The following is a 16863-nucleotide window of genomic DNA, read 5'->3' on the forward strand; positions in this document are numbered from 1 at the left end:
CGTACGTCTGCATCGAAGGAGGTCAACTGTATGACCACGCGGTCTGACCGCGTGGTCATGTCTACGTAGCCGACAGCTGTACGTCAAGGGTCCCCGCAGTGTCGATTCCGGTGGGCGGCGGCGGATCCGATGGCGGGCGGCTGGTCGGCAACGGGTTGGGCAGCCGCCTGGAGGGGGTCACCTCTGTCGGGTATACATCCTGGTCAAACTGCAGAAGTTCACTCGCAAGCCCCGCTCATGGAAAGAGGTCGTCGTTCCCGTCCGACGGTAGGCCGGCCGTCCTGCCGGCATGTACGGTCAGCCCTGAGGCCAAGTCGACGGGGCTTGACAGCGACTCCCTGGAGCGTTCAGTCTTCCTCGCAACCGCCGGTCGGATTTGTTCGATCGTGTTGAGTCTTGGTCGCGTGGACGACCGCTTCCCCGTCACACCCCGCCGGGCCGACGTGCCGCCTGGGCACGGCCGCCCTGTCAGGAGCCGAAATGCACTCTTCCTCCCTCGGTCGGCCCACACCTGCCGCCAGCCGCCGCACCGTCCTGCGCGGTATTGGTGGCGCAGCCGTCCTCGGCGCCGGCATACCGCTGCTCAGCGCCTGCGGCGGCAGCGGCACGGCATCCGACCCGAAGACCGTCACCCTCGGGTCGAACGCGTCGGACGCGGTGCCGAAGAAGGCGTTCGCCGAGATCTACGCGGCGTTCACGAAGCAGTCCGGGATCACGGTCGACGTGAACACCAAGGACCACAACACGTTCCAGGAGCAGATCAACTCCTACCTCCAGGGCACCCCGGACGACGTGTTCAACTGGTTCGCCGGCTACCGCATGCAGTTCTTCGCCGCCAAGGGCCTCGCCAGCCCGATCGACGACGTGTGGCAGAAGATCGGCGGCAACTTCCCCGAGGCGATGAAGGCGCTCAGCAAGGGCGCGGACGGCAAGTACTACTTCGTGCCGATCTCCACGTCCCTCTGGGGCGTCTTCTACCGCAAGAGCGTCTTCAAGAAGTACGGCTACGAGGTCCCCACCACCTGGGACCAACTCGTCGCCCTGTGCAAGCAGATGAAGAAGGACGGCCTGGTCCCGTTCGCCTTCGGCGACAAGGACGCCTGGCCCGCGCTCGGCACCTTCGACCAGATCAACTTCCGTACCAACGGCTACGACTTCCACGTCGAGCTGATGGCCGGCAAGGCGTCCTGGACCGACGCCAAGGTCCGCACCGCCTTCGACCACTGGGCCGAGATCCTGCCCTACCACCAGGAGGGCGCGGTCGGCCGCACCTGGCAGGACGCGGCCCAGACGCTGATCTCGAAGAAGGCGGGCATGTACCTGTTCGGCAGCTTCGTGGCACAGCAGTTCACGAACAAAGCCGACCTGGACGACCTCGACTTCTTCCCCTTCCCGGAGATCAACTCCGCGCACGGGCAGGACACCGTCGAGGCGCCCACCGACGGCTTCATGCTCTCCAAGGCCCCGAAGAACAAGGCCGGCGCGCTCAAGCTCCTGGAGTTCCTGGGCACCCCGGAAGCCGAGGAGATCTACCTGAAGTCCGACCCGAGCCTGGTCGCGGCGTCCAACAAGGCCGACACCTCCTCGTACACCGCGCTGCAGAAGAAGGCGTACGAGACGATCGCCGGCGCCAAGCACCTCACCCAGTTCATGGACCGCGACAGCCGCCCGGACTTCACCTCCACGGTGATGCAGCCCGCCCTGCAGAAGTTCATCCGCGACCCCAAGGGCGTCGACAGCCTGCTGGCGTCGATCGAGCGCCAGAAGAAGACGATCTTCGCGTCCGCATGACCGTCACCACGAACACCGGTACCGGGACCGGCACCACCAGCACCCCGGGGACGGCCGCAGTGCCGCCCCCGGGCAACCCGAAAAATGTGACCAAGAATCAGACCAAGCGGCTGCGCGCCCCCTTGGGCCACCGACGGCTGCTCACCCGACGGGACCGCCTCACCCTCGGCCTGATGGCCGGGGTGCCGACGATCCTGCACGTCCTGCTCGTCTGGCTCACGGCGCTGGCCTCGATCGCGCTGGCCTTCACCACCTGGGACGGCATCGGCTTCGACTCCCTCAAGTGGGTCGGCCTGGACAACTTCAGGGAACTGCTCACCAACAACCCGCAGTTCTGGCCGGCGGTCGAGCACAACGTCGTCTGGTTCGTCGTGCTCATCCTGATCCCGACGCCGCTCGGCCTGTTCCTGGCCGTGCAGCTCGACAAGAAGATCCGGTTCAGCAAGGTGTACCAGACCGCGTTCTTCCTGCCCGTCGTGCTGTCGATGGCGGTCATCGGCTTCGTCTGGCAGCTCGTCTACAACCCCGACACCGGCCTGATCAACAGCATCATCGGCGCCAATGAGCCCGGCCACTACATCGACTGGATCGGCGACCCGGACCTCAACCTGTGGTCCGTCCTCATCGCCGCGTCGTGGCGCCACACCGGCTACATGATGATTCTCTACCTGGCCGGCCTGAAGGGTGTCGACCCGGCGCTTCGGGAGGCGTCCTCGCTGGACGGGGCGAACGAGTGGCAGACGTTCAAGAACGTCATCTTCCCGACCCTGCGCCCCACCAACACCGTCGTCCTGGTCGTGACGATCATCGAGGCGCTGCGCGCCTTCGACCTGGTCTTCGTCTTCAACAAGGGCGCCGAGGGCACCGAGTTGCTGTCGATCCTGGTCACCAACAACATCATCGGTGAGTCCAGCCGCATCGGATACGGCTCCGCGATCGCCGTGGTCCTGCTGGTGATCTCGCTCGCCGTGATCATCCCGTACCTGATCGCGACCTTCCGGAAGGAGCGGCGCGCATGAGCTCCCACCCGTCGCCCACCACCACCCTGAACGAGGCGCCTCGCGCCACCCCTTCGAACTCTGCCGCGCCGGCCAAGCAGCGCACCCCAGTCCGCCCTGCCCGGATCCTGCTGCGCGTCTTCCTCGCCGGTGCAGCGCTGGCCTGGCTCGCACCCCTGCTGTGGGCGATGTACGCGGCGATGCGCCCGTACGCCGAGACCAGCACCAAGGGCTACGTCTCCTGGCCCGACAAACTGAGCCTCGACAACTTCACCAACGCCTTCCAGCAGTCAGACATGCTGCACTACTTCGGCAACACATTGCTGGTGGCGATCCCCGCGGTGCTGCTGACGCTGTTCCTGTCGTCGATGGTCGCCTTCTACGTCAGCCGCTTCGACTTCCGGGTCAATCTGTTTCTGCTGCTGGTGTTCACGGCCGGCAACCTGCTGCCGCAGCAGGTCATCATCACCCCGCTGTACCGCCTGTACCTGCTCATCGACCTGCCCGGCATCACCATGAGCGGCAAGCTGTACGACTCGGCGCTGGGCCTGGTGCTGATCCACGTGGCGTTCCAGTCCGGGTTCTGCGCCTTTGTGCTGGCCAACTACATGCGCTCCCTGCCGCACGAGCTGACCGAGGCCGCCCTTGTCGACGGCGCCTCGGTGTGGCGCCTGTACTGGCAGATCGTGCTGCCCCTGTGCAAGCCGGCGATGGCCGCCCTGGCGACGTTGCTGTCCATCTGGATCTACAACGACTTCTTCTGGGCCCTCGTCCTGATCTCCACCGGAGAGAACATGCCGATCACCTCGGCACTGAACAACCTCTCCGGCCAGTACTTCACCGACCCCAACCTGGTCGCCGCCGGCGCCCTGCTCACAGCGATCCCCACGCTGATCGTGTACTTCGTGCTCCAGCGGCAGTTCGTCAGCGGCCTCACGCTGGGCGCCAACAAGGGCTGAACCCCCCACTCGTTCCCCACACTTCCCCGGAGCACCACCTGTGAGCACCGAACGCCCCAACAAGGTTCTGAGCCCCTTGCCCTCCCAGCTCTCCACATACGTGTCGGACACCGCACCGTGGCGGGGCGCCCTGCGCCCGGCCCGCTCCTGGCTGCACTCCGACGCCCCCTCCCAGTCGCTCAACGGCCCCTGGCAGTTCCGTCTGTCGCCCACGGCGGCCGTCGCCGAGGACTTCGCCTCCGAGGACTTCGACGACCGGGGCTGGGACAGCATCCCGGTGCCCGCGCACTGGGTGCTGGAGGGCGACGGCGCCTACGGCCGGCCGATCTACACGAACGTCCAGTACCCGTTCCCGATCGACCCGCCGCACGTCCCCGACGAGAACCCCACCGGCGACTACCGCCGCCGCTTCGACGTCCCCGAGGACTGGTCGGACGCCGAGCGGGTCCTGCTGCGGTTCGACGGCGTGGAGTCGCTGTTCAGGGTCTGGGTGAACGGCGTCGAGATCGGCAGCGCCAGTGGCAGCAGGCTGGCCCACGAGTTCGACGTGACGTCCGCGGTACGACCGGGCGACAACGTCGTCGCCGTACGGGTGCACCAGTGGTCGGCCGCCAGCTACCTGGAGGACCAGGACCAGTGGTGGCTGCCGGGTATCTTCCGGGACGTCACCCTGCTCGCCCGGCCGGTGGGGGGCGTCGAGGATGTATGGCTGCGTACCGGCTACGACCATGGAAACGGCCGTATCGACCCGGAGGTCACCGCCGACCCGGCCGCGTTCCCCGTCACCCTGCGCATCCCCGAACTCGGCGTCGAGAGGGTATGGGCCACCCCGGCCGACGTGGCGCCCCTTGACATCGCGGGCGTGGAGCCGTGGTCGGCCGAGCAGCCTCGCCTGTACGACGTCACCGTGTCCTCGGCCGCGGAGAGCATCGCCCTGCGGGTGGGCTTCCGCACGGTCGAGATCCGCGGCGACCGGTTCCTGGTCAACGGCCGTCGTGTCGTCTTCCACGGGATGAACCGGCACGAGGCCCACCCCGAGCGCGGCCGGGTCTTCGACGAGGAGCACGCCCGTGCGGACCTGGCCCGTATGAAGCGGTTCAACGTGAACGCCATCCGCACCAGTCACTACCCCCCGCATCCCCGGCTGCTCGACCTCGCCGACGAACTCGGCTTCTGGGTCGTCCTCGAATGCGATCTGGAGACCCACGGCTTCGAGAAGGTCGACTGGGCCGACAACCCGAGCGACGACCCGGCCTGGCGCGCGGCCTATCTGGACCGTGTCCAGCGCACCGTCGAGCGGGACAAGAACCATCCCGGCGTCGTGATCTGGTCACTCGGCAACGAGGCCGGAACCGGCGTCAACCTCGCCGCCATGTCGGCCTGGGTCCACGCCCGCGATCCCGAGCGTCCCGTGCACTACGAAGGTGATTACACCGGCGAGTACACCGACGTCTACTCCCGCATGTACCCGACGGTCCCGGAGATCGAGCAGATCGGCACGGACGGTTCCGGCGCGCCGCTGCTCGGCTGCACCCCCGCGCAGGGCGCCCGGCAGCGCACCAAGCCGTTCCTGCTGTGCGAGTACGCCCACTCGATGGGCAACGGGCCGGGTGCCCTCGACCAGTACGAGGAACTGGTCCACCGGTTCCCGCGGCTGCACGGCGGCTTCGTCTGGGAGTGGCGCGACCACGGCATCCTGGCCACGGCCCGGGACGGGACGCCGTACTACGCCTACGGCGGTGACTTCGGGGAGGTCGTGCACGACGGCAACTTCGTGATGGACGGGATGGTGCTCAGCGACGACGTGCCGACGCCGAGCCTGCACGAGTTCAAGGCGGTCGTGCAGCCGATCCGCTTCGCCTTCGACGGCGACAAGCTCGTGATCACCAACCTTCGGCACTCGGCCGACACGTCCGACCTGCGCTTTTGCTGGCGAGTCGAGCACGACGGGAACCTCGTGGACTCGGGGGAGTGGGATGCCCCGGTCCTCGCGGCGGGCGAGTCGGGGCGGGTGCCGTTGCCGCCGGTCGCAGTGGCCCCGGACGGCGAGACCTGGCTGACGGTCGAGGCGGTGCTGGCGACGGCGACCGCCTGGGCACCGGAGCGGCATGAGATCGCCACCGCCCAACTCGACCGCTCGATACGGCGGCCGGTGCCCGTCGCCCGGCCCCGGCGCGACTGGCGGGCCGGCGAGGGAACGCTCACGCTCGGCATCGCCGAGTTCACCGGCGGCTCCCTCACCCGCCTCGCCGGGCGCCCCGTGACCGGCCCACGCCTGGAACTGTTCCGCGCGCCCACCGACAACGACGAGAGCCGGGCCGACCGGCTGGAGGGAAGCGACAACAGCGTCCTCGGGGTGTCCAGCGCCGACACGTGGCGCCGCGACGGCCTGGACCGGCTGACCACGCGGCGCCTCGGCGTCGAGCAGGCCGCGGACGCACTGCGCACCGTGGACCGGGTCTCCGCCGCGGACTCCGCCCTCTCGGTGACCGTGGAGTCCGTCTGGTCGATCGAGGACGGCGAACTCGAACTGCGCGTGGAGATCGAGCCGTCGCGCGGCTGGCGGTCGGTGTGGCCGCGGATCGGGGTGCGCTTCGAACTGCCCGACGGGACGGCACCCGTCGACGGCGCTGACTGGTTCGGCCTGGGCCCGCTGGAGTCCTACCCCGACAGTCTCCGCGCGGCCCGCACCGGCCGCTTCTCCTCCGGAATCGGGGACCTCGCGGTCGCCTACGCGCGCCCCCAGGAGACCGGCCACCGCTCCCGGATGCGGCGCCTCACGCTGACCAGCGGCGGCACCGAGGTACTGCGGCTCGTGGCCCTCCCCGACGCCCGCGGCCGGCGCCCCGGCTTCACCCTCGGCCGCCATACCCCCCAGCAGATCGCCGGGGCCGCACACCCCTTCGAGCTGCCGGAGTCGACCACGAGCCACCTGATCATCGACGCCGTCCAGCACGGACTCGGCTCCCGGTCCTGCGGGCCGGACGTGTGGCCGGAGTTCGTGCTGCGCCCCGAAGCCCGCACCATCAGGCTGCGCATCACACCGGGCGCCTGAGCAACAGAGCCCGCCGGCGACGGTGCTGCCCGCCGAGGGCCGGCGGGCCGACCGGGCGCTGCGGGCTACGGCGCCGCTGTCCGGGAGAAGCGCCGACTGGACGCGAGGCGGGCCGGGGCACTCCTCCCGGTCGCCTGAGACAGGCCGTCAGCCCGATCCGGGTGCTGCCCGGCCCGCCACGGTCGTCGGCGTAATGCCGCGCCAAGTCAATTTCCTTCTCGACCCCACGGACAGTGAGTTCTGACATGACAGGTTTGCCCAGTCGCCGACAGGTACTCGGCGGGGCGGCAGCGGGAGTACTGGCCACGCTGGCCGGGATCCCGCATGCCGGTGCCGCGTCCGCCGCCGTGACGTACACGGCGCCGGATCCGCGGGTATGGATCCACCTCAACAACGGGTGGCGGTTCATCAGGTCGGATGTCGCAGGCGCGCAGGCTCCCGGGTTCAACGACTCCGGTTGGACGACGGTCAACACACCCCACACCTGGAACGCCGCTGACGGTGCCGACGGCGGCAACAACTACTACCGCGGAGTGGGCTGGTACCGCCGCCACTACACCGTGCCGGCCGAACTCGCCGGAAAGAGGCTGTATTTGCAGTTCGCCGGGGTCAACCAGGTCGCCGACGTCTGGGTCAACGGCACGTACCTCGGGCAGCACAAGGGCGGGTACTCCCGCTTCAGGTTCGACGCCACGGCCGCGCTCGTCCCGGGCGGGGACAACGTCATCGCGGTGAAGGTGACCAACGCCCGCGACACCGGCATCGCCCCGTTGAGCGCGGACTACACCTTCCAGGGCGGCATCTACCGCAACGTGAGCCTGTGGGCCGTCGACGACCTCCACGTCCGGATGACGGACTACGCGGGCCCCGGCGTCTACCTCCGGCAGAGCAACGTGAGCGCGGCCTCGGCCACGGTGACCGTCACGACGAAGCTGTGGAACGACAGCACCACCACCAGATCGGTGGTCGTGCGCAGCGTCATCGCGGACAAAAGCGGGACCATCGTCGCGGAGACGAGCAGCACCGCGCAGACCGTCCCCGCGGCCACCGGCACGGAGGTCCAGCAGACTCTCCACATCAGCAACCCGCACCTGTGGAACGGCCTGGCGGATCCCTACCTCCACAACGCCGGCGTCGAGATCCATGACGTCACCGGGGGCGGGGACCAGATCACGGATGTGGTGACCGAACGCCTGGGTCTTCGTTCCATCGCCGTCGACGCCAACACAGGCTTCCGCCTCAACGGCAGCCACCTTCACCTGCACGGCGTGAACCTGCACCAGGGCCGGGCCGGCAAGGGCTGGGCGATATCCGACGCCGATCACACCCAGGACTTCGACCTCATCAGCGAGATCGGCGCCAACACCGTCCGGATGGCGCACTACCAGCACGACCAGAAGGACTACAATCTCGCCGACGAACGCGGAATGATCGTGTGGGCGGAGATCCCCCTGGTCGACCTCGTCACCAACTCGGCCGCCTTCACCACCAGCACCCAGAACCAACTGCGGGAACTGATCCGGCAGAACTACAACCACCCCTCGATCGCCTTCTGGGGCATCGGCAACGAGCAGATCGACTACAACGGCACCGCCACGAACACGCTGCTCGCGTCACTGGCCGACATCGTCGAAGCCGAGGACCCGGACCGGCTCTCCACCTACGCGGTCCGCGGCGAGGACCCCGACAACGCGCAGGCGGGCCTGCACACGCAGACAACGGGGTTCAACAAGTACTACGGCTGGTACTACGGCTCCAAGGACGGCGACCTCGGCGCGTGGGCCGACAACCTGCACGCGAACTCCCCGTCCCGCAGGATCGCCATGTCGGAGTACGGGGTCGGCGCGAGCACCACCCAGCACGAACTCAACCCGCCGAAGCCGGCTCCGGGCGGATCCTGGCACCCCGAGGAGTACCAGTCGCTGTTCCACGAAGCGGCCTGGAAGCAGCTGGCCGCCCGTCCCTTCATCTGGGGCACGTTCGTCTGGGCCATGTTCGACTTCCCCTCCGACGGCCGGGGCGAAGGGGGCCAGCCCGGCATCAACGACAAGGGCCTGGTCACCCGCGACCGGCAGATCCGCAAGGACGCCTTCTACTGGTACAAGGCCAACTGGGCCGCCACTCCCACCCTCCACATCACCAGCCGTCGGTGGACCCAGCGCACCGATGCCACCACCGAACTCAAGGTCTACTCCAACGCGGGCCAGGTCACCGCCACCCTCAACGGCACCTCCCTGGGAACCCGGAGCAGCAGTGACCACATCTTCAGATGGCCCAGCATCACCTTGAGGCCCGGCCAGAACACCGTGACGGTCACCGCGACCATCAACGGCTCCACCCATACCGACAGCGTCAACTGGACACTCGGCTGAGAACCCCGCCCCTCGACACGCGCCCGGTCCGCACGCGGCACAGGCGCTACAGGGGCAGGGCGGGCGATGCCACAGTTCTCGGGTGGCCGTATGACCACCGCGACGATCTCGTAGGTGTGCGGGTCTCGGCGGCGTGACGATGCCAGGTGGCACACGGCGTACGCGACGAAGCTCCGGTGGGCAGGGTGACCTGTCAGGTCGTTCTGCCCGACCGGAGCTTCGATGTGCCGTGCAGTCCGCCGCCGCGTGTCACGCCGAGTCGCCCACGGCGTCAGCGTCGTGCGACTGCCGTCGGGGCCATGATCACGGCAGGGCGAGCCATGGCCCGTTCGACGGGAACTGTCAGCTTCGTGCGGAGGGTGAAATTCGCCCGGCCGCAGAACGGCGTCGCGCACGTCCTGCGTCACGATGAACGAGCACCGGCGGGAGCAGTGTCAGGCATGGGCCAGTCCCGGGAGGTGTTCGGCGAGGTGCATGGTATGCAGCCGCGCGAACTCGTCGTGTGTGCAGCGGCCGTAGGCGGGGTGGGGGGCGTGTTCTCCGGTGTGGCCGGTGAACAGGGCCACCGCGTCCGCGAAGCCGGACGCGGCCTCTCTCACCGGCAGGCCCGGGTCCAGCGGCGGCGCTCCGTCGATCTCCGCGCCGAGCGGGTGCTTCATCGCTCCGCGGCGCAGGAAGACCCACTTGGCCAGAGGGCCTGCCGTCGCCCGGAACAGGGCGGGCTTGAGCTTGGGATATCCGGAGACGGAGTAGCGGACGGTCTGGGCACAGTGCTGCAGTGTCTGGGACAGGTTCCAGGCGCTGCCCGGCGCCAGCAGGTCACGCTCGGGGCGACCGAGGTCCTTGCGGAGCCGTTCAGTGAGCTGGACGAGGGGGAGTGAGGTCATATCGCAAGATTCCGTTTCCTGCATGGTCGTCGGCCAGGGCCCCGACCTCGGTCCCGCCCCTGGCGGCAGGCGCAATGCCGGGCACTCTCCCCGCGCGCTGGGCAAGCACTTGTACCGACCACTGCGTCAGAGCGCCGGTTCATGCTCGTTCAGGTGGCCGATGATCAGGCTGGTGAGGACCTCGGGAGCCTCATCGGGGACCCAGTGACTGATGCCTTGCAGTGCGTGGAACGAGTAGGGGCCGCTCACCCATTTTTCTGTGGCATGAGCTGCGGTGGACCCGAGCGCGACGTCCTCGGTGCCCCAGACGTAGAGCGTGGGTACCTGGATCTTCCCGACCGCGGCGTCAGGCCGGTCGGCGCGGTAGTAGTTGAGGGCCGCGCTCAGCGCACCGGGTTCGGACAGACGCTGTACGTATGAGTCGACGTGATGGTCGGGAACCTTGCCCTGGTAGAGGGAACGCAGGAGCGCGGCGTCCTCCGCGAGGAAGCGGGCCTCTGTGCCGGGGCTGCGCCAGTCCTGCTGGTACTGGGAGCGACGGCGTTGCTCGTCGTCGGTGCGATGTGCCTCCCTCAGCGCGCTGGGATGCGGCGTCGACACGGCGGTGAGCGTGCGCAGTCGCTCGGCGTGCCGGGCCGCGGTCCACCAGGCGATGGCACCGCCCCAGTCGTGTCCGACGAGGTCGAAGCGGTTCCAGGCGAGTGTGTCGGCCACCGCCAGAACGTCCCCGACCAGTTCGCTCACCCCGTACGCGTCGGCACGCATCGGGCGCACACCCGGCGAATAGCCGCGGGTGTCGGGCGCGACCGCGCGGAAGCCCTGGTCACCCAGCGCGGCCACTTGTTCTTCCCAGAGGACGGCGGTCTGGGGAAAGCCGTGCAGGAGCAGGACGGGGCGCCCGTCTGCGGGTCCTGCTGCGATCGCGTCGAAGGTGCCTGAAGCCGATGGGATTTCAAGGTGTTCTGTCATGGTGCATCCTTTTCGGGAAGGTGGGCGCCCCGTCGGGGCATCGTGCCCACGAACGGTCCGCTGCCGAGCAGCGCCGAAAGAGCCACCGCCAGGACGAGCCGGCGGGTGGAGATGCGGCGACAGCTGCGGCGACCTAGGGTGACGGCTCGTCGATCGCGCGGTGTCGCGGTGCTGCGGGTGCCCCCCAGGGCGCATCAGTTCTCTCGCCGCTTGCGCCTCATGGCTCGTCGGTGGGTGGGTCCGCGCGGCCGATGATCCAGGCGCCCCACTCCGTGTCGGCGCGCCGTTCAGGCAGGTCCAGCACGGTGGAGACCGTCAGGACGAGACCGGTGGCCAAGAAGGAGCGCACCTGCATCGGGTCGGCGCCCGTCAGACGGGTGATGGTCTGCTGGAGGTCGAGCTGGCGCCGCCGTACCGACTCCTGGACCACCGCGTCGCCTGACGCGGCGTAAGCCTGCAACAGGACGAGGCCGACAGTGGGTCGGCTCTGCAGGAGATGCCGGTAGGCGTCACCGAGCGCGCTCAGCGTCGGTTCGGCGCTCTCGAAGGTGGCCTCGATCCCGTCGTAGGCCGCGTGTACGACCTGAAGGAACAGATCACGCTTCGAGCCGAACATCTGCACGATGCGGGGATGGGAGATACCGACCCGTGCGGCGATCGCCTCGATGCCCGCCCCCGACAGTCCCTTCAGGGCGAACTCCGCGTCGGCCGCCTCCATGATCTCAGCCCGCCGCACCGCCGCCGGCTTACGAGTGCGGCCGGGCTCGGTCACTGCTCGGCCTTCGCGCGGCCGATCTGACTCAGCACGAAGCGGTGGTCGTACAGGCACCGGTAGGCGTGGATCAGCCCGTCCTCTCCCAGCTCCAGACGGTCGTCACCGTGGAACTCCACGCGCTGATCCGTGCCGGCCAGGGTCCCCGAGAAGCGCCACGCCACCAGCACGGCCCGCCGCGTCACCTCCCCGTACAACCCCATACGCGTGAACGAGTAGTCGGGAAAGGCCTGTGCCATCTGCGTCACGAAGTCGCGGATGCTGTCGGGGCCGTGTGCCGTCTCACCCAGCGCCGGCTCGTCGTACACCAGGTCTTCGGCGCACAACGCCGCCGCGGCATCGCCGTCGTGCTCGTTCCAAGCCCTCTCCCATCGATCGCAGAACGCCTCAAGGGCCTTGATGTCTGATGCGGCCACTTCGGCCACGGTGGTAACCATTCTTCTAACTTACAAGTAAGTAAGAAGCGCTGCAAGGGCCGGTCGGCCCAAGGTGAGGGCTTGCCTTCGGGCATCTTCCGCGATGACGACCACAGCGAAGCGAACTGAGGACTGGGTGCCCCACGAACGAGGCGATGGGCCTGCGCGACCTCCCGCCCGAGTCCTGGGATGGGAACTGCGGCTGGATGCTTTCCGCCAACCTGACTGCCGACCTCGACGCCTGGGTGAGGCTCCTGGCGCTGCGCGACCACGCCGATCTGGTCGATGCCGAGCCCGGCACCAGGCGCTTTCGCCTCTGCCGCCTGCGGGCCCGCATCGCGAAGCACGCCCGCCGCCTGCTCCGTATCGAGGCCACCTGGCCCTGGGCCAACGCGTTCACCACCTGCGGGCGGCGACTCTCTGAACTTCCCGCCGTCACCCGACCGTCGGTCCTGTCCCGACGAAGACCAGAACGGGGGAGACCCGCACCACCCCGGGCCCGTGGAGCCCGGCGCAGCCGCAGCGTCACGCGACGGCCCACCCCCGACTGCAGGGGACATTGCGAGCGAACCGCCGAGTCGCTCAGCGCCCGAACCTCGCTGCCGGATCGAGGTAAAGGGTGAGTCACGGCGTGCCGCGGACATCCAAGTTTGGTATCGGGACGATAGGGGGTGGCAGTTCGCCTGCGGGGAGTTGGCCGACTTGCTGGACGGCCAGTTCGCCCAGCCGCCGCTTGTCGAGGAGGGCGCTGCCTTGGTTGGCCGGAGGCAGACCGGGTCGAACGGTGGGGTGGTGACGCCGCCGAAGGGGAAGATGCCGCGGCTGCTCTCCGTGGGGAGGAGGTCGCCGACGGGGTGATGCCTCCCTCCGCCATGAGTGAGGGGTTCTCATGTCAGCTTTCTCCTCTGTGGGTTCACTCGAAGAGCACTGCAACGACTTCGGCGACGCACACAGGCTTGTCGCCGCCCCGCCGCTCGACGGTGACGCGGAGGACGGCCTGGGCTCCCTGCGGTCCGCGCCGCAGTTCCGTCAGCTCCACCATGCCCCTCACCTGGGAGTTCACGGGTGTGAGGGCCGGGCAACGGACCTTGTTGCTGCCGTAGTTGATGGCGGCGGTCAGCCCCTCGGTCCGCGCGGCTTCCGACAGGAGCATGGGGACGAGGGACGGGACCAGATAGCCGTGGGCGACCGTCGTTCCGTACGGGCCCTTCGCGGCCTTGTTCGGGTCGAGGTGGATCCACTGGTGATCGCCGGTGACATCGGCGAAACGGTCGATGTCATTCTGGGGCGGGCGCTACGGCGGCACTCACCGCCACCGCTGTTCAGGTGCCGGACGCGGTCCCCTGAACACAGCAATGTGACGCTGCTGGCGTCGTCGCGTACCTGGTCCACAACGTTGGGCGCCTGCTGCACCGCTCGCTGGACGAGCCCCGGAAGCCTGGGTGGCCTGGCGCTGCCGCCCCTTCAGTGTTGACGCCTTCTCCACCAGCACCGCCACTGGTGGCCCGCACCCGCTGACCCGGAATGCCCAGTAATGGTCCACGGCGCGTGGCTGCCCCTGTTCATCGGCCTGAGGACGTGTCAGCAATCGTGTGTAAGTCGGTTGGTGTCATTGGATGCTGAGCCGGTCCTCGAAGAACAGGGAGAACTGGTTCAGTGCCTCTTTCCAGTGGTGCGGCGACGTGGTTCGCGTCGCGCGCTTTGGGGTTGATCTGCTCGCGGACCGCGAGGTAGAGAACCTTCAACGCGGCCTGCTCTGAGGGGAAATGGCCGCTGTTGCGGGTGGCTTTGCGGAGCCGGGAGTTGGTCTACTCCACCATGTTCGTGGAGTAGACCACCGTCCTTATGGCCGGCGGGAACGCCAGGTAGGGCGTGAACTCCGGCCACGCCTACCGCCAGGTCCGGACGATCGCCGGATAGCGTTGCCCCAGGTCAGACGCCTCGAAATCGTCGAGAGCCTGCTCGGCGGCCTGTTCGGTCGGGGCCGCATAGATCGCTTTGAGGGCCGGCACCAGCTTGGGGTGGTCCCGCGCCGAGGACAGCCGGAGCGAGGCCCTGGTCAGGTGGATCACGCAGGTCTGGACGGTGGCCTTGGACCAGGTCGCGGTGATCGCGTCCGGCAGACCTTTCAGACCGTCGCAGGCGACGATGCAGACGTCCTCGACGCCCCGGTTCCGTAGTTCTGACAGGACGGCCATCCAGGTACTAGCGCCCTCGCCCTCGGCGCCGACCCACAGGCCCAGGACGTCTTTTCGGCCGTCCATGTCGACGCCGACGGCCAGGTAGACCGGCTTGGAGGTCACCGAACCCGAGCGGATCTTCACCCACAGCGCGTCGATGTAGATGATCGGCCAGACAGCGTCCAGGGGCCGGTTCTGCCAGCTCACGAGCTCATCGACCACGGCATCAGTGACCTTGCTGATCAGGTCTGGGCTGACCTCGACCCCGTAGATCTGGGCCAGGTGGGAGCGGATGTCGCGCACGCTCATCCCGCGGGCGTAAAGCGACAGGATCCGGTTGTTGAACCCGGAGAGCCGACGGGCGTTCTTGGGAACCAGGCGCGGCTCGAAGTCGCCGTTGCGGTCCCGCGGCGCCGCCGGAGCAATCGCGCCGGCGTCAGTGAGGACCGTCTTGGGCGAGGTGCCGTTGCGGGAGTTCCCCGACCCGTGACCAGCGAGATCGCCCCGCTCATAGCCAAGATGCTCGCTCATCTCGGCTTCCAGAGCCCGCTCCAGAACAGCCTTGGTGATCTCCGTCAGCAGCCCGCCTTCACCGAGCAGAGCCACCCCGGAAGCATCGGCCTTGTTGAGCAACCGCCCGGCGACCTCATTCACCAACTCGTCCCCGGCCGCAGAGGCAACCGGTTCCGTCTTGTCTGACATGACTCGTCCGATCCGCCCGGCCCAAGAGCCCGAGGCCGAGCCCCGGGCCAGGCTGCCACATCACGGACTTACACGATATTTCAGACACGCTCGCGGGGCGGTCTGCTTGCTGTGGTCCGGCTCTTGTGCGGTCAGCCGGCGGAGACAGCCTCAGCGTGGTCTGTCTCGTCCGCGACCGCGGAGGCAGTGTTCTTGGGTCCGCGGAGGGTGATGTAGATGAAGAGGGCTCCCATGATGACGGCGCCTGCCCCCATGGCCTGCTGCCAGCCGTCGACGAAGGACTGCTGCGCCGCGTGGAGCACGTCTGGTGCGTGTGGTCCGGTGGTGCCCGCTACCTCAACTGCGTTGGCGACGCCCTCGCGGGCGGTCTCCGCGGCGCGTTGGGGGATGCCGTGCAGCTTGTCGTCGATGGCGTTGCGGTAGCCGGCGAACACGAGTGCGCCGAGCAGGGCGACACCGAGTGCGGTGCCGAATTCGCGGGTGACGTCGTTGAGGGCGGAGGCGACGCCCTGCTTCTCGCGCGGCAGGGAGGCGGTGATTGCCTCCGTGGACGGGGTCATCGACAGGCCCATGCCGACGCCCATGGCGAGCAGGCCGGGCAGGACGGACAGGTAGCCGCCGCTGACGGAGACGAACAAGGCCATGAGCGCCATGCCGACGCCGGCCAGCGCGATGCCCACGACCATGGTCGAGCGTGCGCCGATCCCTGCGGCCAGCTTGGGCGCCAGGCCGGAGGCCATCATCATCGCGAGGGCCATGGGCATCATCGCGACCGTGGACAGCAGGCCCGACCAGCCGAGTACGGCCTGGAAGAACGGGAAGAGGACCACGCCGATGCCCGCCTGAACACCGAAGACCACCAGCAGCGTGATCGAGCCGCCCGACAGTCCGCGCTCCCGGAACAGCCGCACGTCCAGCAGTGAGGCGTCGCGGCGGTGCAGCTCCCAGGCCACGAACCCGATGGTGGCGATGAGGCCGACGGTCAGACTGATCAGCGTCTCGGGCGCGGTCCAGCCGCGTTCGGGGCCTTCCTGCAGGACGAAGATGAGGCCGACGACAGCGATGATGGAGACCAGCGCGCCGACGGTGTCGAATCGATGGGCCGAGGTCTCGCGGGAGTTGGGAATCGACTTCAGCGTCATGGCCAGGGCCACGAGGACCAGGACCGCGGGCAGGACGAACAGCCAGCGCCAGTCGGCGACGTCGACGAGGAGTGCGGAGAGGAACATGCCCAGGATGCCGCCGCCTCCGGCGATACCGGTCCACACGCCGATCGCCTTGCCGCGCTGCTCTTCGGGGAAGGTGGAGGTGATGACGGCGAGCGTGATCGGCATGATCATGGCGGCGCCGATGCCGCTGGCCACGCGGGCGGCGAGCATCACCTCCGCCGTCGGGGCCAGGCCCGCGACCACGGTGGCGATGCCGAAAACGCTCAGTCCGGCGATGAGCATGGGCTTGCGGCCCAGGCGGTCGCCCAGGGCGCCGAGCGGCAGCAGCAGCGCGGCCAGGGCGAGGGTGTAGATGTTGATGATCCACAGGACCGTGCTCTGGGAAGCGCCGAATTCCACGGCCATATGGGTCTGCGCGACGTTCAGCCCGGTCACCGAGGCGATAACCGCCATCAGGGCGATGGAGACGGTGATCAGGATCGTGCGCAGTTGACGCGCGTCGGGTGCGCCCCGGCCGCCGGCCGGTGTGGCAGGTACGGGCTGGTTCGTACTCATGGATTCCTCTCATAACGGTATGCCGAGTCAGCGCCGGA

The 16863-nt window shown here is 68.4% G+C and carries 11 protein-coding genes and 1 pseudogene; 5 read left to right on the forward strand and 7 right to left on the reverse strand.

The window, feature by feature from the left end; genetic code table 11:
- Positions 1-480: 480 nt before the first annotated feature.
- The 5 genes from J8M50_RS18020 (at position 481) to J8M50_RS18040 (ending at position 9175) form a co-directional block, all read left to right on the forward strand.
- A complete protein-coding gene (locus tag J8M50_RS18020) occupies positions 481-1791 on the forward strand; it encodes an ABC transporter substrate-binding protein (protein ID WP_010354059.1) in 1311 nt (436 codons plus the stop codon).
- Positions 1788-2810: a carbohydrate ABC transporter permease gene (locus tag J8M50_RS18025; protein ID WP_010354058.1), complete on the forward strand. Its 1023-nt coding sequence runs from the start codon at positions 1788-1790 to the stop codon at positions 2808-2810. The genes J8M50_RS18020 and J8M50_RS18025 overlap by 4 nt, the downstream gene beginning before the upstream one ends.
- A complete protein-coding gene (locus J8M50_RS18030) occupies positions 2807-3748 on the forward strand; it encodes a carbohydrate ABC transporter permease (RefSeq protein ID WP_010354057.1) in 942 nt (313 codons plus the stop codon). Before J8M50_RS18025 ends, J8M50_RS18030 begins: the two co-directional genes overlap by 4 nt.
- A 40-nt stretch (positions 3749-3788) precedes the next feature.
- Positions 3789-6803 (forward strand): glycoside hydrolase family 2 TIM barrel-domain containing protein, encoded by a 3015-nt coding sequence (locus J8M50_RS18035; RefSeq protein WP_010354056.1) that lies wholly within the window; start codon positions 3789-3791, stop codon positions 6801-6803.
- Between the two features lie 245 nt (positions 6804-7048).
- A complete protein-coding gene (locus J8M50_RS18040; RefSeq protein ID WP_029183904.1) occupies positions 7049-9175 on the forward strand; it encodes a glycoside hydrolase family 2 protein in 2127 nt (708 codons plus the stop codon).
- Positions 9176-9609: 434 nt separating this feature from the next.
- Here the strand turns inward: J8M50_RS18040 and J8M50_RS18045 are convergent, their stop codons facing one another.
- The 7 genes and pseudogenes from J8M50_RS18045 to J8M50_RS18075 form a co-directional block, all read right to left on the reverse strand.
- The gene (locus J8M50_RS18045) at positions 9610-10062 is read right to left on the reverse strand and encodes a DUF1569 domain-containing protein (protein ID WP_010354054.1); all 453 of its coding nucleotides are present in this window, start codon (positions 10060-10062) and stop codon (positions 9610-9612) included.
- 126 nt (positions 10063-10188) lie between these two features.
- On the reverse strand, positions 10189-11031 hold the full coding sequence (locus tag J8M50_RS18050) for an alpha/beta fold hydrolase (RefSeq protein ID WP_029183903.1): 843 nt from the start codon (positions 11029-11031) through the stop codon (positions 10189-10191).
- A 217-nt stretch (positions 11032-11248) separates the two neighbouring features.
- Positions 11249-11803: a TetR/AcrR family transcriptional regulator gene (locus J8M50_RS18055; protein ID WP_029183902.1), complete on the reverse strand. Its 555-nt coding sequence runs from the start codon at positions 11801-11803 to the stop codon at positions 11249-11251.
- Positions 11800-12228, reverse strand: a complete 429-nt coding sequence (locus tag J8M50_RS18060; protein ID WP_078480794.1) for a nuclear transport factor 2 family protein — start codon at positions 12226-12228, stop codon at positions 11800-11802. Before J8M50_RS18060 ends, J8M50_RS18055 begins: the two co-directional genes overlap by 4 nt.
- Positions 12229-13132: 904 nt before the next feature.
- On the reverse strand, positions 13133-13495 hold the full coding sequence (locus J8M50_RS18065; protein ID WP_075693505.1) for a MaoC family dehydratase: 363 nt from the start codon (positions 13493-13495) through the stop codon (positions 13133-13135).
- A gap of 333 nt (positions 13496-13828) precedes the next feature.
- Positions 13829-15101 (reverse strand): annotated as a pseudogene (locus J8M50_RS18070) (IS256 family transposase).
- A gap of 131 nt (positions 15102-15232) precedes the next feature.
- Positions 15233-16825: an MFS transporter gene (locus J8M50_RS18075; protein ID WP_010354049.1), complete on the reverse strand. Its 1593-nt coding sequence runs from the start codon at positions 16823-16825 to the stop codon at positions 15233-15235.
- Positions 16826-16863 lie beyond the last annotated feature (38 nt).

Source organism: Streptomyces acidiscabies, assembly GCF_020010905.1.
Lineage (GTDB): Bacteria > Actinomycetota > Actinomycetes > Streptomycetales > Streptomycetaceae > Streptomyces > Streptomyces acidiscabies.